At 68.9% G+C, this 20,108-nt stretch carries 16 protein-coding genes; 7 read left to right on the forward strand and 9 right to left on the reverse strand.

The features are described 5' to 3' along the window. Position 1 precedes the first annotated feature (1 nt). From EV647_RS05405 to gcvT, 5 genes are all read right to left on the reverse strand, one after another. Complete coding sequence (locus EV647_RS05405) at positions 2 to 1,165, reverse strand: ABC transporter ATP-binding protein (protein WP_133999276.1); 1,164 nt, start codon at positions 1,163 to 1,165, stop codon at positions 2 to 4. Beyond that, positions 1,162 to 2,154: an ABC transporter permease gene (locus EV647_RS05410; protein WP_133781794.1), complete on the reverse strand. Its 993-nt coding sequence runs from the start codon at positions 2,152 to 2,154 to the stop codon at positions 1,162 to 1,164. The genes EV647_RS05405 and EV647_RS05410 overlap by 4 nt, the downstream gene beginning before the upstream one ends. Positions 2,155 to 2,257: 103 nt before the next feature. Then, positions 2,258 to 4,015 carry an ABC transporter substrate-binding protein gene (locus tag EV647_RS05415; protein WP_133999279.1) on the reverse strand — a complete coding sequence of 586 codons (1,758 nt, stop codon included), beginning with the start codon at positions 4,013 to 4,015 and terminating at the stop codon, positions 2,258 to 2,260. Positions 4,016 to 4,055: 40 nt separating this feature from the next. After that, on the reverse strand, positions 4,056 to 5,063 hold the full coding sequence (locus EV647_RS05420; RefSeq protein WP_133999282.1) for an ABC transporter permease: 1,008 nt from the start codon (positions 5,061 to 5,063) through the stop codon (positions 4,056 to 4,058). A gap of 351 nt (positions 5,064 to 5,414) precedes the next feature. Next, the gene (gene gcvT, locus EV647_RS05425) at positions 5,415 to 6,527 is read right to left on the reverse strand and encodes a glycine cleavage system aminomethyltransferase GcvT (protein WP_133999285.1); all 1,113 of its coding nucleotides are present in this window, start codon (positions 6,525 to 6,527) and stop codon (positions 5,415 to 5,417) included. A gap of 97 nt (positions 6,528 to 6,624) precedes the next feature. Here gcvT and EV647_RS05430 point away from each other — a divergent pair, with 97 nt between their 5' ends. After that, positions 6,625 to 8,130, forward strand: a complete 1,506-nt coding sequence (locus tag EV647_RS05430; protein ID WP_133999288.1) for a leucyl aminopeptidase — start codon at positions 6,625 to 6,627, stop codon at positions 8,128 to 8,130. Positions 8,131 to 8,234: 104 nt separating this feature from the next. On the opposite strand, the gene EV647_RS05435 is transcribed toward EV647_RS05430, so the two are convergent. Next, positions 8,235 to 8,552, reverse strand: a complete 318-nt coding sequence (locus tag EV647_RS05435) for a hypothetical protein (RefSeq protein WP_130380319.1) — start codon at positions 8,550 to 8,552, stop codon at positions 8,235 to 8,237. A 184-nt stretch (positions 8,553 to 8,736) separates the two neighbouring features. Here EV647_RS05435 and lpdA point away from each other — a divergent pair, with 184 nt between their 5' ends. From lpdA to EV647_RS05455, 4 genes are all read left to right on the forward strand, one after another. Further along, positions 8,737 to 10,128: a dihydrolipoyl dehydrogenase gene (lpdA, locus tag EV647_RS05440; protein ID WP_133999291.1), complete on the forward strand. Its 1,392-nt coding sequence runs from the start codon at positions 8,737 to 8,739 to the stop codon at positions 10,126 to 10,128. Positions 10,129 to 10,256: 128 nt separating this feature from the next. Further along, entirely contained in the window at positions 10,257 to 12,203 is a 1,947-nt protein-coding gene (sucB, locus tag EV647_RS05445; RefSeq protein ID WP_133999294.1) for a 2-oxoglutarate dehydrogenase, E2 component, dihydrolipoamide succinyltransferase, read from the forward strand. A 108-nt stretch (positions 12,204 to 12,311) separates the two neighbouring features. Next, positions 12,312 to 13,199, forward strand: a complete 888-nt coding sequence (locus EV647_RS05450) for a TIGR01777 family oxidoreductase (RefSeq protein WP_133999298.1) — start codon at positions 12,312 to 12,314, stop codon at positions 13,197 to 13,199. An 18-nt stretch (positions 13,200 to 13,217) separates the two neighbouring features. Beyond that, positions 13,218 to 13,901, forward strand: a complete 684-nt coding sequence (locus EV647_RS05455) for a class I SAM-dependent methyltransferase (RefSeq protein WP_133999301.1) — start codon at positions 13,218 to 13,220, stop codon at positions 13,899 to 13,901. Positions 13,902 to 13,978: 77 nt separating this feature from the next. Here EV647_RS05455 and EV647_RS05460 read toward each other — a convergent pair whose 3' ends face one another. Further along, complete coding sequence (locus tag EV647_RS05460; RefSeq protein WP_133999304.1) at positions 13,979 to 15,607, reverse strand: protein kinase; 1,629 nt, start codon at positions 15,605 to 15,607, stop codon at positions 13,979 to 13,981. Positions 15,608 to 15,701: 94 nt separating this feature from the next. Here EV647_RS05460 and lipB point away from each other — a divergent pair, with 94 nt between their 5' ends. Beyond that, entirely contained in the window at positions 15,702 to 16,418 is a 717-nt protein-coding gene (lipB, locus tag EV647_RS05465) for a lipoyl(octanoyl) transferase LipB (RefSeq protein ID WP_238175161.1), read from the forward strand. Here the strand turns inward: lipB and EV647_RS05470 are convergent. After that, positions 16,400 to 17,779, reverse strand: a complete 1,380-nt coding sequence (locus EV647_RS05470; RefSeq protein ID WP_133999310.1) for a sulfatase — start codon at positions 17,777 to 17,779, stop codon at positions 16,400 to 16,402. The two genes, lipB and EV647_RS05470, sit on opposite strands and share 19 nt — an antisense overlap. 151 nt (positions 17,780 to 17,930) lie before the next feature. On the opposite strand from EV647_RS05470, the gene EV647_RS05475 reads away from it, so the two are divergent. Further along, positions 17,931 to 19,058, forward strand: a complete 1,128-nt coding sequence (locus tag EV647_RS05475; protein ID WP_133999314.1) for a hypothetical protein — start codon at positions 17,931 to 17,933, stop codon at positions 19,056 to 19,058. Between the two features lie 3 nt (positions 19,059 to 19,061). Here EV647_RS05475 and EV647_RS05480 read toward each other — a convergent pair whose 3' ends face one another. After that, entirely contained in the window at positions 19,062 to 20,030 is a 969-nt protein-coding gene (locus EV647_RS05480; RefSeq protein ID WP_133999317.1) for a LysR family transcriptional regulator, read from the reverse strand. Positions 20,031 to 20,108 lie beyond the last annotated feature (78 nt).

The raw sequence follows: 20,108 nt of genomic DNA on the forward strand, positions 1-20,108 counted from the left end.
GTCAGCCCAGTCTCGGCGCGACCTCGGCCTCGTAGATCGAGGCCTTGTCGCGCAGGTGACAACGGGAAGTGTGCGCACCGGCGCCGTCGACCGGCAGCAGGTCCGGCAGTTGCGTCGTGCAGAGCTCGCCCTTGACCCGGTCCTTGTACGGGCAGCGCGGGTTGAACGAGCAGCCGTCCGGAAGGTTCAGCAGGCTCGGCGGCAGGCCCTTGATCGGGCGCAGCTTCTCGTTCGCCGAGGAGACGGTCGGGATCGACTCGAGCAGGCCCCAGGTGTAGGGCATCCGCGGGTTCGCCAGCACGTCCTCCGCGGTGCCGTACTCGACGCAGCGCCCGGCGTACATCACCAGCACGTCGTCGGCCATCTCGGCGACCACCCCGAGGTCGTGGGTGATCAGCACGATCGCGGAGCCGAACTCCTTCTGCAGGTTGTTCAGCAGGTCCAGGATCTGCGCCTGCACGGTCACGTCCAGCGCGGTGGTCGGCTCGTCGGCGATCACCAGCTTCGGGTCGTTGATCAGGCTCATCGCGATCATCGCGCGCTGCCGCATACCGCCGGAGAACTCGTGCGGGTACTGCGAGAACCGGCGCTGCGGGTTCGGGATGCCGACCAGGTCGAGCATCTCCAGCGCCCGCTTCTTCGCCACGTCCTTGGACACCTTGTGGTGCACGCGGTAACCCTCGACCAGCTGGTTGCCGATCGTGTAGAGCGGGTGCAGCGAGGACTGCGGGTCCTGGAAGACCATCGACACCGCGTCGCCGCGGATCTTCATCAGGTCGTTCTCGGACAGGCCGATGATCTCGTCGCCGCCGAGCCGGATCGACCCGGTGATCCGGGTCCGCTTCCGGTCGTGCAGGCCCATCACGGCCATGCTCGACACCGACTTGCCGGACCCGGACTCGCCGACGATGGCCAGCGTGCGGCCGAGCGGGACCGAGTAGCTCAGCCCGTTCACCGCGCTGACCATGCCGTCGGCGGTGGGGAACTTCACGGCCAGGTCCTCGACCACCAGGTACGGCGTCTCGCCGCTCGGGTTGATCGAGCCCTGCCGGCGCTCGCGGGTGGCGACCGACGGACCACGCTTGGCGGCCGCGGTGTCGCCGGCCGGCGTTTCCACCATGCTGTCCTGAACTTCCTTGGCGTCGTCGTTGGCTGGGTTCGTCACGAGAGCCTCACCCGGGGGTCGATCAGTGAGTAGGCGATGTCGACGAGGAAGTTCATCGCGACCAGGATGACCGAAGAGACCAGGACGGTGCCCATGATCACCGGCAGGTCGTAGTTGCTCAAACTGTCCAGCACCAGGTTGCCGAGGCCCTGCAGGTCGAAGATCCGCTCGGTGAAGATCGCGCCCGAGAGGCTGCCGGCGATGTCCAGACCGAAGATCGTGATGACCGGGATCATCCCGGAGCGCAGCCCGTGCTTGTAGGTGACCACTCGATCCGACAGGCCCTTGGCCCGCGCGGTCCGGATGTAGTCCTCGCTCAGCGCCTCCACCATCGAGCCGCGCGAGTACCGCGCGTACTGCGTGCAGCTGTAGAGGCCGAGAACCAGCCACGGGGTCAGCAGCCCGGTGAACCAGGCCACCGGATTCTGTGTGATCGGTGTGTATCCGCCGCGCGGCAGGATCTGGTAGAGGATCGTCAGGTAGAGCGAGATCATCAGCGCGACGATGTAGTACGGGACCGAGCTGAGGATCAGCGTGCTGCTCATCAACGCTCGGTCGCCCAGCGTCCCGCGTCTCTTCGCGGCCATCGAGCCCACGAAGACACCGATGGTGAGGACGATCACCGCGTACCCGGCGACCAGCGACACCGTCACCGGCAGCCGTTCCTTCAGCATCTGGGTCACCGGCCGGTCGTTCTTGAAGGAGAAGCCCAGACACGGCACCGAGCACTTCTGCTTCACGCCGGCCGTCTCGAAGGTCCGCCCGGCGAAGATGCCGGCCGTGTACCCGGCGAACTGCTGCACCAGTGGCTGGTCCAGGTGCAGATTCTCCTTGATGTCGTTGTATCGCTCCTGGGTGCAGTTGCGATCACCACAGATCGCGCCGGCCGGATCGGTCGGCGCAACGAAGAACAGCGCGAAGGTCACGATCAGCGTGACCAGCACGACGCTGAGCGCGCTCACCAGCCGGCGCGCCACGAAGTAGAGCACGAGGGATTCTCCTCACCGAGGGGTGGTGACCGGACGAGTTCGACACTGTCCGGTCACCACCCGTGGTCAGATGATCAAACCGCTAGGACTACCTGGCCCCGGATCAGGGCTGCTTCAGGAAGATGGAGGTGAACTCCGGCAGACCCTGCGTCGGGTCGTTGATCACGTGACCCAGGTTCTTGCCGACCGGGTACCCGCTGTAGCTGTAGTACAGCGGGATCAGCGGCAGGTACTTCTCCATGATCAACTTGTCGACCTTCGACCACTCCTTGAGCTGCTGGTCGGCAGTCAGCCCGTTGACGCGATCGATCTCGGCGTCCAGCGTCTTGTCCTGCAGCATGCCGATGCTGTTGCTCAGCGCAACGGCGTCGGACTTGAACAGCACCGGGAACCAGCTGGCGCCGGACGGCCAGTCCGAGCACCAGCCCGACGGGCCCTGAGCGATGTTCACCGGCGCGGCCGGGTCGTTGCGCAGGGTCCGGATCTTGGCCTTCGGAACACCGACGGCCCGCACCTTGAAGCCGGCGGCGGTGTAGACCTGGGTCCGCAGCTGGTTGACCTGCGTGGCGATCTTGTCGTCGTTCGAGTAGTACCAGCTGAGCTCGAAGTTCTCCTTGCCGAGCTCCTTCAGCTTCGCCTTGACCTCGCTCGCGACGGCCGGGTCCTCGGCGCCCTTACCCGTGCCGACCAGACCCGGGAGCTCGTACTTCTCGTAGCCGGGAACAGCAGGCGGCAGGATCGTCGAGGCCGGGATCGCGGTCTGCGGCGTCAGGCCGGCGACCTTGCGGTAGGTGTCGAACGGGTACGCCTTGGCGATCAGCTGCCGGATCTCCATCGGGATCTTCCGGGTGTCCAGGCCCCAGACGTTGGTGCAGGGCTGCGGACCGGTGACGATCTGGCTCTGGTCCTTGACCTCGGGGACGAGGCTGGAGTCCAGGTCGGAGTAGTTCAGCGCGTTCGCGTCCGGGCCGTTGCTGGCCAGCACCTGGCGCTGCACCTTCAGCGTGTCCTGACCGAACTTGAAGTCCCAGGCATCCGGGTACTGGTACCGCACCGGGTCGGTGTTCGGGTCCCAGTGCGGGTTCCGCTTGAGCTTCAGCTCCGAACCCGGGGTGTAGGAGTCGACCTGGTACGGACCGGTGGTCATCGGCTTCAGGTCGTACGACTTCTTGGTGTCCTTCGCCTTCGGGATCGGCGTGAACATCGGGAATGCCGCGTAGTAGGGCAGGTCGTCGAACTTCTTCGCCAGGTGGATGACCAGCGTGTGGTCGTCCGGCGTGTCGACACCGGCGTAGTTGTCGCCGTTCGCGCCGTACGGGCCCTTGTAGGTCTTGCCGTCCTTGAAGTACTCGTCCTGGTACGTCGGTCCGGCGTCGTACAGGTCGTGCGCGAAGGACCGCTTGATCGCGTACGCGTAGTCGGCCGCCTTCACCGGCGTGCCGTCCATGTACTTGATGCCCTGCTTGAGCTTGAAGGTCCAGGTCAGGCCGTCGGCGGACTTCGTGCCCAGGTCCTCGGCGAGGTCCGGAACGAGCACCGGCTTGTGGCTGTCACCGTCCAGGCGGTACTGGGTCAGCGCCCGGTACATCAGCTTGCCGATCTGGTTCCCGTCGATGAAGTAGATGTTCGTCGGGTCCATGGTGTCCGGCGTGACGTCGGACAGGACGGTGGCGACACCACCCTTCTGGGCACCCTCGATCTCCGGTGCCGGGCCCTTCGCGGTCGGGTCCGTCGCCTTCTCCTGCGCCGTACCCGCGTTGCCCGCGTTGGCCCCGCCCTTGTTGTTGGACGACGGGGTGCCACAGGCCGCGACGGCCAGCATGACCGTCGCCGCAACAGCGGTGACTTGTTTCCACTGCATTGTTGTGTTTCTCCTTTTCTGCCGCTGGGGCAACGCCGGGCTACCGGCGAGTCTTGGGGTCGAAGGCGTCGCGTACGGCGTCACCGAGCAGAGCCAGTGCCAGCACGAGCGCGGTGATGCCGAGCACCGGAAGCCACAGGTACAGGGGATCCGCCTTGAACCAGTTGGTCGCGGTCGCGATCGTCTGGCCCCAGGACGGGACCGGCTCGATCAGACCGACGCCGAGGAAGGACAGGCCGGCCTCCGCGGTCACATACGCCGGCAGCGACAGCGACGCCGAGATCACGATCGGCGCGACCAGGTTGGGCAGCAGTTCCTTGAACAGGACCTGCCGGGTGGGGACGCCGATCGCCTTCGCGGCCAGCACGAACTCACGCTCGCGAAGGGACAGCACCTCGCCGCGGATGATCCGGGCCAGTCCGGCCCAGCCGAAGAACGACAGGACGAAGATCAGTACGAAGAACCGCGTCGAGGCCTGTTCCTCCGGCGAGAGGTTGAAGGACCCGCCGCGCATGCTCTCGACGATCGGCACCATCGCGATCGCGAACAGCAGGTACGGCAGGCTCAGCACGAAGTCGACGAACCAGGAGATGATCCGGTCCACCCAGCCGCCGAGGAAGCCGGCCAGCAGACCCATCACGACGCCGACGACGGTCCCGGACAGGGTCGCGACGAACGCGATGATCAGCGACGGGCGCGCGCCGTACACCCAGCGGGCGAAGTTGTCCCGCCCGGTCTTCGGCTCGACGCCGAACCAGTGCTGAGCGTTGGAGGCGAAGGTCGGGAAGCCGTACTCGTCGACGAGGTCGGGGTGGAAGGTACCGATGTCGCCGCCCTCGATCTTGGTCAGCACCGGAGCGAAGATCGCGATCAGGATGAAGAAGAGCACCACGAACGCGCAGATCACAGCCACCCGGTCCTTGCGGAGCCGGTCCACCGCGACCCGGGTGGGGGACTTTCCGTGCGGGACGGCAGAGCCCCGAACGGGTTCCGCCGATGCCGGGTGCTCCTCGATCCCAACAGTCGAGTCTGGCGACCCAATACTCATTCGCACTCCGTCAGTTCAGTCGGCCGGATTTCGGTCCGCGGATCCGGCACTAATCGGTGGATGGCGTGCCGACCTTTGCTCGCTTGCTGGCTGGCGTCAAATCCCCTTGACACGGGATTCCGCCGTAGCCGCGCGCTAGCCTGCCCGACACCGTGACACCAAACCAGCAGTGCCCGGCAGCAGTGCACAAATCGTTACCGGAACCGGTAGTCGAACGGAACATTTGCCCCATTTCGTCACCGTTCGCAGTCAATCCTGCGCAAAACGCGTCGGCACAGTACCGACAGTGGCCAATTTGTGCCAAGATCTCACGCAATGTAACGAAAAGACACATTCGGTCGCGGCGGGCCGCTAGCGCACATGGACGGTCACGAAGGGCGGTTTGACGACGTCGAAGGTTTCCCCGCGGCCCCGGATGTCGACGGTTACCTGATCGCCTTCTTTCACCGACGCGTCCAGGAGTGCCAACGCAATACCTTTCTTCAGCGTCGGCGAGAACGTTCCGGACGTCACTTCACCGAGGGCCGTTCCGGATTGATCCAGGACCGACATGTGCGGCCGCGGAATACCCCGTCCGGCGGCCCGCAGACCGCGCAGGATCCGGGCCGGTCCGCGCTCCTTCTCGGCGCGCAGGGCCGCGTCGCCCCAGAAGTGCTCCTTCTTCCAGCCGACGGCCCATCCGGACCGCGCCTGGACGGGCGTGATGCCGGGCGCGATGTCCTGGCCGTGCAGCGGGTATCCCATCTCGGTCCGCAGCGTGTCCCGCGCGCCCAGTCCGGCCGGGACGATGCCGTACTGCTCGCCGGCCGTCAGCAGCGCGTCGAACACGGCCACGGCGGCAGCGTTCGGTACGACGAGCTCGAAGCCGCGCTCGCCCGTGTAGCCGGTGCGGCACACGACCACCGGCGTACCGCCGAAGTCGGCCGTGGCGAAGGACATGTAGTCGTGACCGGTCGGCAGGCCGATCGCGGACACCACCTCGTCGCTCTTCGCGCCCTGTACCGCGAGGATCGCGTAGTCGTCGTGGACGTTGGTCACCTCGACACCGTCCGGGGCGTCGGCCTGGAGCAGCCGGACCACCTCGGCGGTGTTGGCGGCGTTCGGGATCAGGAACACGTCGTCGTCGGCGTGCAGGTAGGCGATCAGGTCGTCGACCACTCCCCCGTTCTCGTTGCAGCACAGCGTGTACTGCGCCTGACCCGGCGCGATCTTGCCGAGATCGTTGGTCAGGCACGCGTTCACGTACGCCGCGGCGCCCGGGCCCTTGACCGTCGCCTTGCCGAGATGGCTGACGTCGAAGACGCCGACCGACGTACGGACCGCGGTGTGCTCGGCGACGACGCCGGAGTACTCCAGGGGCATCTCCCAGCCGCCGAACTCGGCGAACTTGGCGCCGAGCGCGACGTGGCGCTCGTGCAGCGGGGACTTCTTCAACTCGGTCGACGGCGTCGGTGATGGGGTCATGGAGCGGAACTTACCCGACGCGTAGCATGCTCAGGCAGCACGCACGTACCGTGACGACCGGCCGTCTGCCCGCCGGTCAAGGAGGACTGAGGATTTCGTGACCACCATCACCCTGAGCAAGTCAGATGCCGCCGGCGTCAAGAGCGACGCCGTGGTCATCGGCGTGGTCAAACTCGGCGGCGGCGTCACCCTGCCGGCCGGCACCGAGTCGCTGAACGCCGCGTACGGCGGGAAGCTGGTGGAGGTGCTGTCCGGTCTCGGCGCCACCGGCAAGACCGGCGAGGTGACGAAGGTACCCGGGCCGCTGCTCGGCAAGCCGGGCAAGTCCCCGACGCTGATCGCGGTCGGTCTCGGGACGGCCCCGGACGGCGTGCTGAAGACCGAGGATCTGCGGGCCGCGGCGGGCACCGGTGTGCGGGCGGCGAAGATCTCGCAGTCGGTCGCGTTCGCGCTGCCGGCCCCGGACGCCGAGTGCGTCCGCGCGGTCGCCGAGGGCGCGTTGATGGGTCGCTACGCGTTCACGGCGTACAAGTCGTCGGACGGCGCGAACGAAGCGCCCGGCAACCTGACCGTGCTGACCGACCTGGCCCGGAACAAGGACGCCAAGGCCGCGCTCGAACGCGCCCAGGTGACCGCGGAGGCCGTCGCGCAGGTGCGGGACTGGGTGAACACCCCGCCGTCGGACCTGCATCCGGCCGAGTTCGCGGACGACGCGGTCAAGCTCGGCAAGGAGTACGGCGTCAAGGTCGAGGTGCTCGACGAGAAGGCGCTCGCCAAGGGCGGGTACGGCGGCATCCTCGGCGTCGGCCAGGGCTCGAGCAACCCGCCGCGGCTGGTCCGGCTGACCTACACGCCGAAGAAGCCCGTCACCCACCTGGCTTTCGTCGGCAAGGGCATCACGTTCGACTCCGGCGGCCTGTCGCTGAAGACGTCGACCGGCATGGTGAGCATGAAGTCCGACATGGCCGGCGCCGCCGCAGTGATCGGCGCGACGTTCGCCATCGCGCGGCTCGGTCTCCCGGTCCAGGTGACGACGTACGCCGCGATGGCCGAGAACATGCCGTCGGGTTCCGCGGCCCGGCCCTCCGACGTCCTGACGATGTACGGCGGCAAGACCGTCGAGGTGCTGAACACCGACGCCGAAGGCCGTCTGGTGCTCGGCGACGCGCTGGTCCGGGCCAGCGCGGACCAGCCCGACCTGATCATCGACGTGGCCACGCTGACCGGGGCGTGTGTCGTTGCCCTCGGCACCAAGGTGGCCGGCGCGTTCGGGAACACCGACGCGGCTCGCGACCGGGTGCTGGACGCGGCGGTCGCGGCCGGTGAGTCGATGTGGCCGCTGCCGATCCCGGCCGAGATGCTGGACAAGCTGAAGTCGCACTCGAAGGTCGCCGACCTGGCCAACATCACCGGCGAGCCGTGGGGCGGCGCCCTCGCGGCGGCCGCCTTCCTCGGCGACTTCGTTGCTGACGGCATCGACTGGGTCCACCTGGACGTGGCCGGTCCTGCCTTCAACGACGGCGGCGCCTCAGGCTACACGCCCACCGGCGGCACCGGTTACGCCGTTCGCACCCTGGTCGAACTCGCCGCCTCAGCGAGCTGAGCTCAGTTCAGCTGTTCCCGGGCGCGGTGCTGTTCCCGGGCGCGGTGACGGTTCGGGGAGTTCTACCTAGCTGCGACGGCGCGTAGAGCTCCCCACACGACCACTCAGGCGAGGCCGTTCTTCTTCATCCGGGCGTTGTACTCGCGCATCCGCGGCGGGTAGCCGACGACGGCCGCGTCGTACGACGGAATGCCGAGACGGTTCGCGAAGTCGTGGGCCCACTTCACCGACGGGACCCGGCGGCGGGTCCACTCACCGTCGACCGCGACCAGCAGCAAGGTGTACTCCGTCACCGCCGTCCGCGGCTCGACGAATCCCTCGACGCCCTGACGGGTCTGGGCGAACTCGCGCAGGTGCGCCTGGTCGGGAGTGTCCGACCGTCGCATCGTTCCGGCCTTCTGCCGGCGACCGAACCACTTCATGGGAGTAAGTGTCCACTATCTGTGCAAGTCCGGGCCGAAATCCTGGATAACGGTTGCGGCCGGTCCGGATGGGCGCGTCGTGACCGGCCCGGGGGTGGATCCGCGCGCGATCGGTGGAAAGATGACGCCGGGCCGGTACCGCGACCCGGGCCGCCCGACTCGGACCACACCCACGGAGGAACCTGTGACTGACAGTGGTACTGACGCCGGTACGACGTACGACCTGGTGATTCTCGGCGGCGGCAGCGGTGGCTACGCCGCCGGACTGCGCGCCGCGACGCTCGGGCTGTCCGTAGCCCTGGTAGAGAAGGACAAGGTCGGCGGGACCTGTCTGCACCGTGGGTGCATCCCGACCAAGGCGCTGCTGCACGCGGCCGAGGTCGCGGACTCGGCGCGCGAGGGTGAGCAGTTCGGAGTCCGGACGACGCTCGAGGGCGTCGACATGGGCGGCGTGAACAAGTACAAGGACGGCGTCGTCGACCGGCTGTTCAAGGGTCTGCAGGGCCAGTTGAAGGCCCGCGGCATCACGGTGATCGAGGGCGAGGGGCGGCTGACCTCGCCGACCACGGTCCAGGTCGGCGGCACGACGTACACCGGCCGCAACGTTCTGCTTGCCTCCGGCTCCTACTCGCGTTCCCTTCCCGGCCTGGAGCTCGACGGGCACCGGGTGATCGCGAGTGAGCACGCGCTGACGCTCGACCGGGTCCCGGAGTCCGCGGTGATCCTCGGCGGCGGCGTGATCGGCGTCGAGTTCGCGTCCGCGTGGACGTCGTTCGGCACCAAGGTGACGATCGTCGAGGCGCTGCCGCGGCTGGTCCCGGCCGAGGACGCCGACTGTTCCAAGACGTTGGAGCGCGCGTTCCGGAAGCGGAAGATCGCGTTCAAGACCGGTACGCCGTTCGAGTCGGTCGCGGTGACCGACTCCGGCGTACAGGTGACCGTCGCGGGCGGCGAGGTGATCGAGGCCGAGCTCCTGCTGGTCGCTGTCGGCCGGGGACCGAACACCGCCGGGCTCGGGTACGAAGAGGTCGGGGTCGCGCTCGACCGCGGGTTCGTGACCGTCGACTCGACGCTGCAGACCAGCGTGCCGGGTGTGTACGCGGTCGGCGACATCGTGCCGGGGCTGCAGCTCGCGCACCGCGGGTTCCAGCAGGGCATCTTCGTCGCCGAGCACCTCGCGGGTCTCGCGCCGACGCCGATCGACGAGGCCGGCATCCCGCGCGTGACGTACTCCGAGCCGGAGGTCGCGTCGGTCGGGCTGACCGAGGAGCAGGCCCGGGAGAAGTACGGCGACGTGGAGATCCTCAACTACAACCTCGGCGGCAACGGCAAGTCGCAGATCCTGAAGACGGCGGGCTTCGTGAAGCTGGTCCGCGCCAAGGACGGCGCCGTGGTGGGGCTGCACATGGTCGGTTCGCGTGTCGGAGAGCTGATCGGCGAGGCACAGCTGATCTACAACTGGGAGGCGTACCCCGCGGACGTGGCGCCGCTGGTGCACGCGCACCCGACCCAGAACGAAGCCCTCGGCGAGGCCCACCTCGCCCTCGCCGGGAAACCTTTGCACTTCCATGACTGACCCTGCTGGGACCTCCCAGTAAGTTTGAGCTGCAGGAGCGTGAGGGATGGCCGTGACCCGGATCCCGAGCGCTCCGGCGGCACCGTAGGCTGACACTCGACCGATCAGACGAAGGAGCAACGACCGTCATGCCGACCTCTGTATCCCTGCCGGCCCTCGGGGAGAGCGTCACCGAAGGAACCGTCACCCGCTGGCTCAAGCAGGTCGGCGACACGGTTGCCGTGGACGAACCCCTGCTGGAGGTCTCGACCGACAAGGTCGACACCGAAATCCCGAGCCCCGTCGCCGGCACCCTTCTCGAGATCAAGGCCGCCGAGGACGAGACCGTCGAGGTCGGCGCCGAACTGGCCGTGATCGGCGACGCCGGCGAGGCCGGCTCCGCTCCTGCGGCTCCGGCCGAGCCAGCGGCAGACCCCGCGCCGGCCGCCGAGTCCGCTCCGGCCGAGGCTGCTCCGGCTGAGTCCGCCCCCGCTGAGTCCGCGCCGGCTCCGCAGACTGCTCCGGCCGCCGAGTCCACTCCGGCTGAAGCCCAGGCCGCTGAGGCCTCGTCGGCCCCGTCCAGCGGCGCCTCGTCCGATGGCGGCTCCGGCGGCGCCGCGTCCGGTACCTCGGTGACGCTGCCCGCGCTGGGCGAGAGCGTGACCGAGGGAACGGTCACCCGCTGGCTGAAGCAGGTCGGCGACGACGTGGCCGTCGACGAGCCGCTCCTCGAGGTCTCAACCGACAAGGTCGACACCGAGATCCCGAGCCCGATCGCCGGCAAGCTCCTGGAGATCAAGGTCGCCGAGGACGAAACCGTCGAGGTCGGCGCCGAACTTGCCATCGTCGGCTCCGGCGACGCCGCTCCTGCTTCCTCCTCCGCCCCGGCTGCTGCGGCTCCCGAGGCCGCTCCGGCCCAGTCGGCTCCGGCTCCCCAGGCTGCCCCGGCCGAATCCGCTCCGGCCCCGCAGGCTGCCCCGGCCCCGCAGGCCTCGGCACCGGCACCGGCTCCTGCTGCCGCACCGGCCCAGGCTCCGGCGCAAGCCCCCGCTGCTGCCCAGGCCCCGGTCCGGCAGGCTGCACCCGCACCGCAGTCCGCTCAGGCACCCGCGGCTACCCAGGCGCCGGCCGTCTCCGCTCCGGCCGCCTCGCCGAACGGCGCCGCCTCCGACGGCCCGAACTACGTCACCCCGCTGGTGCGCAAGCTCGCCGCGGAGCACGAGGTCGACCTGAACGCCGTACAGGGCACCGGGGTCGGCGGTCGTATCCGCAAGCAGGACGTGATCGCCGCCGCCGAGGCGAAGAAGGCTGCCGCGGCCGCACCCGCTCCGGCAGCCCAGGCCGCCGCCCCTGCCGCCGAGTCGAAGGCGCCGGTGGTCAGCCCGCTGCGCGGCACCACCGAGAAGATGAGCCGGATCCGCAAGGCGATCGCTGCCCACATGGTCAACAGCCTGAAGGTCTCGGCCCAGCTGACCACGGTGGTCGAGGTCGACGTCACCGAGATCGCCAAGCTGCGCAACAAGAAGAAGGCGGAGTTCGAGGCCCGCGAGGGTGTCAAGCTGTCCTTCCTCCCGTTCTTCGCGCTCGCCGCGGTGGACGCGCTCAAGCAGTACCCGAAGCTGAACGCGTCGATCGACGAGGAGAAGGGCGAGATCACCTACCACGCCGCCGAGCACCTCGGCATCGCGGTGGACGTGGAGCGCGGCCTGATGGTTCCCGTCGTGCACAACGCCGGCGACCTGAACATCGCCGGCCTGGCGAAGAAGATCGCCGACCTCGCCGACCGCACCCGCAACAACAAGGTGCTGCCGGACGAGATGGCGGGCGGCACGTTCACCATCACCAACACCGGTAGCCGGGGCGCGCTGTTCGACACCCCGATCCTGAACCAGCCGCAGGTCGGCATGCTCGGGACCGGCGCCGTCGTGAAGCGCCCGGTGGTCATCACCCACCCGGAGCTCGGCGAGACGATCGCGATCCGGCAGATGGTGTACCTGGCGCTGACCTACGACCACCGCCTGGTCGACGGCGCCGACGCGGCCCGCTACCTGACGGCGGTCAAGCAGCGGCTCGAAGAGGCCCAGTTCGACGTCTGATCCGATCGGACACCGGCGCCGGTGCCTGTCTCCCCGGAGGCGGACACCGGCGCCGTTCGCTTTCGATCCGGCTGACCGGGCGGCGAACCCGACAAGGAGCACAACGGGATGAAGTACGTACTGGCCGGCGCCTCCGGCTTCCTCGGCAAGGCCCTCACCCTCGACTTGGTTGCCAACGGCCACCAGGTGCTCCGGCTGGTACGCCGGCCGCCGTCGGGACCGGACGAGGTGCGCTGGGACCCGGCCCGGGGCGATCTGGACCCGGCTGCTCTGGACGATCCCGACGTCCTCGTCAACCTGGCCGGTGCGAACATCGGTCGCCCGTGGACACCGACGTACCGCATGACGATCCGGGAGAGCCGGGTCTCGACCACCGCGACCCTGGCTGCGGCGGCGACGCGACTCGACCGCCGGCCGGTGCTGCTCACGCAGAGCGGGATCGGCGGCTACGGCACCGACCTCGGCGATCGCGTCCTGACCGAGGACTCCGAACTCGGCGAGGGCTTCCTGTCCGACGTCGTCCGGTTGTGGGAGGGCGCGCTCGAACCCGCCCGTGAAGCAGGCAGCCGGGTGGCCGCGCTGCGAACCGGCGTCGTACTCGACAGCAAGGCCCCGGCGTTCCGGCTCCTGTCCCTTCCCTTCCGCATCGGTCTCGGCGGCCGCCTCGGGCCGGGAACCCAGTACTTCCCAGTGGTCTCGCTGACCGACTGGATCCGCGCCGTCCGGCACGTCGGCGAGAACGACAGCGTCAGCGGCCCGGTGAACATCACCCTGCCGACACCGGCAACCAACCGCGAACTCACCGAAGCCCTGGCAACCGCCCTGCACCGCCCGTCCCTCGTCCCAGTGCCCGCCTTCCTCATGAAGGCCGCGCTCGGCGAGTTCGCCTGGGAACTCCTCGGCAGCAAACGGGCCCTCCCCACCCGACTCCAATCCACCGGCTTCACCTTCCACCACCCCACCGTCACCGCCGCGATCTCCGCCGCCCTCGCCTGACGCCGTGACACAGACGCCGTGACACAGACGCCGAAGACCAGCGCGCGGTACGACGGTCTCGCCGAGTGGTACGACGAGCACAACGCCGCCGCTGCCGACTCCAACCGTGAGCCGCTGCTGGATCTGCTGGGCCCGGGAGACGGACTGTGCCTGGACCTCGGGTGTGGGACCGGACAGAACCTGCAGACGCTGCGCAGCACGGGACGCACAGTCGTTGGCCTTGAGTACTCCGCGGATCAGTTGGGACTCGCCCGGCAACGCGCGACCGATGGCGAGGCGCTGGTCCAGGGCGACGCAGCCGATCTGCCGTTCGCCGACGAAGTCTTCTCTACTATCGCCATCCTGTGGCTGTCCACCGACGTCGAGGACTTCGCTGCAGTCCTGCGCGAGGCGGCCCGCGTCCTGCATCCGAGCGGGGTGCTTGTGTTCTACGGGGCCCATCCGTGCTTCAACGGCCCGCACACCGAGAGCCGTCCCAATGACGGGCGCATCGTGCATCCGACGTACCGCACTGTTGGCTGGCATCCCCCGGCGCCCTGGTGGGGCGAGGGCGGTATCCGCGAACGCCTCGGCATGCGACACCTGCCGCTGGCCGACCTTCTCAACGCGTTTACCGCCGCAGGCTTGACGATCACCCGAACCGTGGAGCCGCGCACTGACCCGGTGCCCTGGGTCCTCGCCCTGCGCGCCGAAAGGCGCTGACTCGCCGGACCACGAGCCGCTTGGTTGGATTGCCAGTTCGACGCACTGAACCGACCGAGCTGAAGTCCGTTCGGCGGTCACAGCTGGGTGATTGTGGTGATGCGCCAGGTGTGGGTGGGTTGACGGGTGGCGCTGCGTGAGGGGGCCGCGGTGCGAGGGGTGGTTGTCAGGGTGATCAGTCTGGTGGCCGGGGTGCCGGGTGGGAGTGGGGTCTTGGCGCCGGTGTGGTCGACTGCCTGGCCGGCTGTGAGGTGGTCCGTGGTTTTGAGGGTGACGGTGGTCGCGGTGCGTCGGGTGACTGCGGTGCTTTCGATCGTGATTCGGAGTCCTTGGACGCGGACGTTCTGGTTGCGGTAGGCGGACAGGAGGGCTCGGTCGGCGCGCCAGGGGGCGCTGCCGGGGACGTAGATGCGGTCGAGGGCGTCCAGGTCGAGGGTCCAGAAGGCTTCGGCGCGTTGGGCATCGAGGGCTTCGAGCCTCTGGATCCAAGTGGCCAGCTCTGCTGAGGACGCGGTCGGGTGGGCAGCCGTTGGGTGGGCAGTTGTCGGGTGGGCGGTGGGCGACTGAGTGGGCGGGGATACAGAGGGTAGTTGGGCTGTGGACTGGGCAGCGCTGGGGTTTGGTTGGGCGGTCGCTGGGGTGTCGATGGTGCGGAGTGTGGCGATAGCGATCGCGAGCACGATGATCGCGGCCAGCGCGGCCGCGGCGAGCACGCCGTACGCGGGGTGTGGGAGTCGATGGAGTGCGAGGGCTGCCACGAATCGTGTACGGCGGGACTTGTTGCGGCGGTTGGGGCGGATGCGCTTCGAGCGGGCCTTCGCGGATGGTGCGGTGGGGTGAGGCCGCTTTGGTTTCGTCAGCGGTGTGGCCGGTGGGTCGGCTGGAGGCGGAGCAAGCGGTGCACGGGAGGCGGCGGGAGCATCGTCGTCGTCTGCAGATCCTCCCGCGGACGTCGGAGGGTGGCGTGGAGCGCTCGGAGTTGGCGTGGCGAGGTGGGGCCGTGGGGGTGCCGGGGCGTGGGGTGGTGCGGGTGCCGGCAGGTGGGGTGGTGGGGTGCTCGCGGGTGCTGTGGGTGCAGTGCTGGTGAGGGGCGCGAGGTCTATGGGGGTGGCAGGGGTGTGGGTCAGGAGGCGGTGTGGGAGGGCTCCGAGGGGCGTCTTGGTGATGAGGGTGGGTGGGAAGGCGGTGGGGTCTGCACTGACCCGGTCGGCGAGGATGGCGAGGGCTTGGTGGTCGGTGGCGGGGTCGGCGGGGCGGAGCGCGGCGTCGGTGAGGATTGGGCGGCCGTCGGCGTCGAAGAGGACGTTTTCGGGGCTGATCGAGCCGTGGGTGAGGTTCGAGGCGTGAAGGTAGGCCAGGGCGTCGGCCAGCGGAGCGAGGAGGGTGACGAGTTCGCCGCGGGACAGTGGGCCGCGGCGAGTGAGGAGCGCGGCGAGGCTGCCGGCTGCCAGGTGCTGCGTGATCAGGACCCAGCCGGTGTCGGTCTCGCGGAACTCGTGGAGCTGGGCGACGTGCGCGTGCCGGAAGCGGGACAGCAGGCTCAGGTCCTCGCGGAGCCGTCCCCGGTCGGGGTATGCGCTGTGCGGGACGTGTTTGAGCACGGCGTTGCGGCCCGAGGCGCGGTCCCGGACCTGCCAGACGGTGCCGGCGGGCCCGGACCCGAGCTCGCGGCGCAGGCTGTAGCCGGTGAGATCTGCGAGGTCCATGTCCAAGAGGATGCACCGATCGCGACCGCGCCCGTCGAAGTTATCCACAGCCCAGGGCGCCGGCCCCGATCAGCCGCCGCCTACACTCGAAGGCGTGAGGGCTATCAGGTACGTGGAGGCCGGATTCGGCGCCGGCGCGGTGGACTACGAGACCGCGTGGGCCGAGCAGCGACGACTGCACGCGGAGGTTGCCGAGGGCACCGGCTCGGACACGGTGATCCTGCTCGAGCACCCGCCGGTCTACACCGCGGGCAAGCGCACCGAGCCGCACGAGCGGCCGATGGACGGTACGCCGGTGGTCGACGTGGACCGCGGCGGCAAGATCACCTGGCACGGCCCCGGGCAACTGGTCGGGTACCCGATCGTCAAACTCGCCTCACACGTGTACGTCGTCGACTACGTCCGGCGGCTCGAGGAGGCGCTGATCGGCGTCTGCGCCGAGCTCGGCGTGAAGACCGGCCGGGTCAAGGGCCGCAGCGGCGTCTGGGTCGGGGCCGACGACCGCGGCCGGGAGCGGAAGATCGCCGCGATCGGCATCCGGGTCGCGCAGGGCGTGACCATGCACGGCTTCGCGCTGAACTGCAACAACGACCTGGCCTGGTTCGACCGGATCGTCCCGTGCGGCATCTCGGACGCCGACGTGACCACGCTCTCCAAGGAGCTCGGCCGCGAGGTGACGACCACCGAGGTCCTCGACTCGGTACGCCGGCACCTCGACGAGCTCCTCGCCTGGAACGAGTACGAGCGCAGCCCGGACATCGACCACCACGAAGAGCAGCCGACCGCGATCACCTACGGGTTGACCGTCTGAGCCTCGAGCCCCACCTCCGCGCGCCAATCGGCGTGCAATGAGCGCAACTGGTCGGCGATCTCCGGCTGAGCTGACAGCTGGTTGGTCTGCTCACCGATGTCGTCGGCCAGGTTCGCGAGGAACCAGCCCTCTCCCATCGGCGCGTGCTCGTAGTCACGCAGATGCCTCGTGTTGGCGTCGTCAGCCACCCAGCTGAGCTTCCACTCCCCCGACCGCACCGCCCACTGGAACCCGCAGTCCCAGTGCAGCTTCTCGTGTGCCACCTCTGCGGTCCCTGCCAGCACGGGGAGGATGTCGACGCCGTCGGCACCCTCCACTCTCGCGCCCGCCGCCGCGGCCAGCGTGGGAACCAGATCCATCGTGCTGACAAGCGCGTCCGTACGACGTCCCGCAGGCAATCGGTCCGGCCAGCGCCAGAGCATCGGGATGCGGATGCCGCCGTCCCACAGCGTGTACTTCGTCCCACGCAGCGGCGCGTTGTCGCCGAAGTTGCAGGTCGATCCGCCGTTGTCCGTCACGTACACGACGATCGTGTCGTCGCCGGCCACGTCGAGCAGTCGCCCGATCTCGGCGTCCATCAGCTCCAACTGAGCGAGGTAGTACTCGCGCCCGTACGGAAGATTCGGAACGATCACGTCGTCGTACCACTCCATGAACGGACCGTCCGCGTCCGGCGACCAGTCGCGGAACGCCGGGAGCCCCCGCGCCTCCAGCTCTGAGTCCGGGAGCTGCCAGCAGAAGTTGTGTACGGCGTTGAACGCCACCATGCAGAAGTACGGTCGCTCGTCCTCCGCGTCCATGAACTCCGCCGCGCGGCGACCGAACTCCGCGGTCAGGAAGCCCTCGTGCTCAACTGGCTCGTCCCCCGACAGCAGAGGCTGCACAGCCATGTGGTGCGCGGCCGGCTGACCGTACGACTCGACCGACTCGTCAGAGTGATGCAGGTAGTTCAGCCGCCCGAAGGACTGGCCTGCCAGCCCGTACAGCGTCTCCTCGAATCCGTGGTGCGGCGGACACGCCCTGTCCCCCACGTCCTCTTTCCCGTAGTGCACCTTGCCGAAGTACCCCGTCCGGTACCCCTGGTCGCGCAGGATCTCCGTAAGCGTCGGTACGTCGTCCGGCGGGAACGCGGCCGAGTCGAACCATTGGCCGCCCCACCGCTGCTGGTACCGCCCGGAGATGATCGAGGCCCGTGACGGGCTGCAGATCGGCGCGGTCACGTAGGCGTCGGTGCAGCTCACTCCCTCCGCGGCGAGCCGGTCGAGGGCCGGAGTGCGTACGTCGGAGTGCACCCCGAGTCCACCGCGGTCGGCGTACCCGTGGTCGTCGGAAACGATCAGCAGAATGTTCGGAGCGGGCACCAGCTCATCCTCTCGAAAGGCGCGCAGGGGCCATCTCACCAGACATCTAGTACAGCGGCCAGCCCCGCCTGGTGTCGGCCGTCGACCCACGATCGGGGCTGTGCCGAAGTGTCTGCGGGGTGTAGCCGCAGTTCGTCGCTACCTTGGGGGGGTGTCCAAATTTCTTGGGTTCTTGCTCGGCGTAGCTGTTGCTCTGGCCGGTCCGGCCGTGTTCGGAGTCCTCTCGGCGCCGGGTGGTATCGAGCTGAACGCGAAGGGGATGGCGCTTGCCTTCGGCATCGGCGCGCTGATCTTCTGGGCCGTGGTGTCGTACTTCTCCGGCGCCGGTGCGCTGGGGGCGTTCGTCGCCTTCGGTGTCCTGCTCTACTGCTGGCTCTGGATCCCGAACCGGACCACGAACTTCCTGAACGACGTCCCCGGCGTCACCAACGGGATGATCGACGGGTCGAAGCAGTACACGCTGAACGGCGTCGTGCCGATCCTCGGGGTGATCTCGCTGGTGTACGCGATCCAGCTGATCGTCCACGGCGTCCAGCGCCGGCGGCGGGAGCGGGCCGACGCCGAGCGGCGGCAGCGCGAGCAGGAAGCCGCGCAGGCGCAGCAGGAGGCGGACGTCGCGGCCGTCTACCCGGTTGCCGGAGGCACCTATCAGGCGCCGGCGGCGTACGAGAGTCACACGCGGTACGACGATCTGTTCGACGAGCCGGAGGCGGCACAGCCGCGGAACCAGGGCGACGACCAGACCCGGCAGTTCCCGGCCGGCGAGGCGGAGGAGTTCGAGCACACCCGCCAGTTCCCCGAGGCAGATGCCGAAAGCAACTACCCCGGCGAGGACACGGTCATCGCCCCGCCCCCGGCAGCCGAGGAAACCCAGCCGGTGGAAACCAAGCAACCGGTCGAGGAAACCCAGCCGGTGAAGGCGGAGCCGCAGGCCGCCGCGCCGGTGGAGGAAACTCAGCCGGTCGAGGCCAAGCCGCAGGCCGCCGCGCCCATCGAGGAGACCCAGCCGATGGACGCGACGCCCGGGCCCGCTGCGCCGGTGGAAGAGGCTCAGCCGGTGGAGGCGAAGCCCGAGGCCGTCGCGCCCGTTGAGGAAACTCAGCCGGTTGAGGAGACTCGACCGGCGGAAGAGACTCGGCCGGCGGAGGAGAAGAAGGCTGAGCGGAGTGTTTCGCCTCGGGAGCAGGTGGGGTCTCAGTATCGGGAGCGGATGGAGAACCCGGAGGACACCGGGGAGTTCCACCTCGCGTTCGAGAACCCGGTGGTCAAACCCGCCTAGAAGTCAGGCGACGTGCATGCGCTGCTGGTGCTGATCCCGGCGCGCATGCTCGGTGATGGCCTCGTCGTACGCCGCACTCGCCATCTGCAGCACGTCGCCCGCCATCTGGGCCCGCGGTGAGTCGGTGCTCCACGCGAGCACCAGCTTCCGGTGAATCGGATCGCCCACCAGAGTGCGGGTTGTGACGTCGGCCGACAGCATCCGGTACGACGTGGGCGAGATGAGCGCCACGCCCTGGCCACTGGTCACGAACCCCATGAGCACCGACGTATCGACGGAATGGTGCTCCACCCGAGGCTGGAACCCAGCCGCCTCACACGCCGCCCGGAACAACACGTGGAACCCGCTGTCGTCCGGCGGCTCCCCGATCCACTCCTCGCCCGCCAGCGACGCCAGCTCGATCTCACCCCGCGCCCGCGACGCTTCCGCCACAGGATGGTCCGCGGACAGAGCGACGTACGCCGACTCGGACTCGACGACCGTGGTGGATTCGACCCCGGCCGGCAGCCGCAGCTCGAACCCGGGGAACTCCCGCAACAGCGCGAAGTCCAGCCGCCCGCTCTCCAGTTGCTGCAGCAGCACGCTGGTGGACCACTCGACCTCGATGCTGACCTGCTCGATCTCGCCGTGCGCGCGGAGCCGGGACGCGATCCCGGACATCGGCGCGGTCGGGAACCCGCCGAGCCGGACCGCCGACGACTCGACCGCGGTCATCGCGGACACGGTCGCCGACAGGTGGTCGACGTCGACCAGGATGGCCCGCGCGCGATCAACGGCGTACCGGCCGAGCGGCGTCGGCTTCACGCCGGTGCGGGAGCGTTCGAACAACTCACCGCCGAACGCGGCCTCGATCCGTTTCAGCTGCGCGGTCAAGCTCGGCTGGCTGACCTTGAGCCAACGGGCGGCCCGTCCGACGGAACCCGCTTCTGCCACCAGGACCACCACCCGCAGGTGGCGCAGCTCAACGTTCATGCGTTGAGACCGTAGTCGAGGTCCACACACAGCACACAGCGACCCTACATTGCGGTTTCGTCACAGCCGGGCCCAGTG

Origin of the sequence: Kribbella sp. VKM Ac-2566 (genome assembly GCF_004366005.1) — a bacterium.
GTDB classification, from domain to species: Bacteria; Actinomycetota; Actinomycetes; order Propionibacteriales; family Kribbellaceae; genus Kribbella; species Kribbella pratensis.

What these genes read in the sequence shown, in the direction of transcription:
- EV647_RS05415 (WP_133999279.1), bottom strand. Translation starts at nt 4,015, where the DNA reads ATGCAGTGGAAACAAGTCACCGCTGTTGCGGCGACGGTCATGCTGGCC.
- EV647_RS05420 (WP_133999282.1), bottom strand. Translation starts at nt 5,063, where the DNA reads ATGAGTATTGGGTCGCCAGACTCGACTGTTGGGATCGAGGAGCACCCG.
- gcvT (WP_133999285.1), bottom strand. Translation starts at nt 6,527, where the DNA reads ATGACCCCATCACCGACGCCGTCGACCGAGTTGAAGAAGTCCCCGCTG.
- EV647_RS05435 (WP_130380319.1), bottom strand. Translation starts at nt 8,552, where the DNA reads ATGAAGTGGTTCGGTCGCCGGCAGAAGGCCGGAACGATGCGACGGTCG.
- sucB (WP_133999294.1), top strand. Translation starts at nt 10,257, where the DNA reads ATGCCGACCTCTGTATCCCTGCCGGCCCTCGGGGAGAGCGTCACCGAA.
- EV647_RS05450 (WP_133999298.1), top strand. Translation starts at nt 12,312, where the DNA reads ATGAAGTACGTACTGGCCGGCGCCTCCGGCTTCCTCGGCAAGGCCCTC.
- EV647_RS05460 (WP_133999304.1), bottom strand. Translation starts at nt 15,607, where the DNA reads ATGGACCTCGCAGATCTCACCGGCTACAGCCTGCGCCGCGAGCTCGGG.
- EV647_RS05480 (WP_133999317.1), bottom strand. Translation starts at nt 20,030, where the DNA reads ATGAACGTTGAGCTGCGCCACCTGCGGGTGGTGGTCCTGGTGGCAGAA.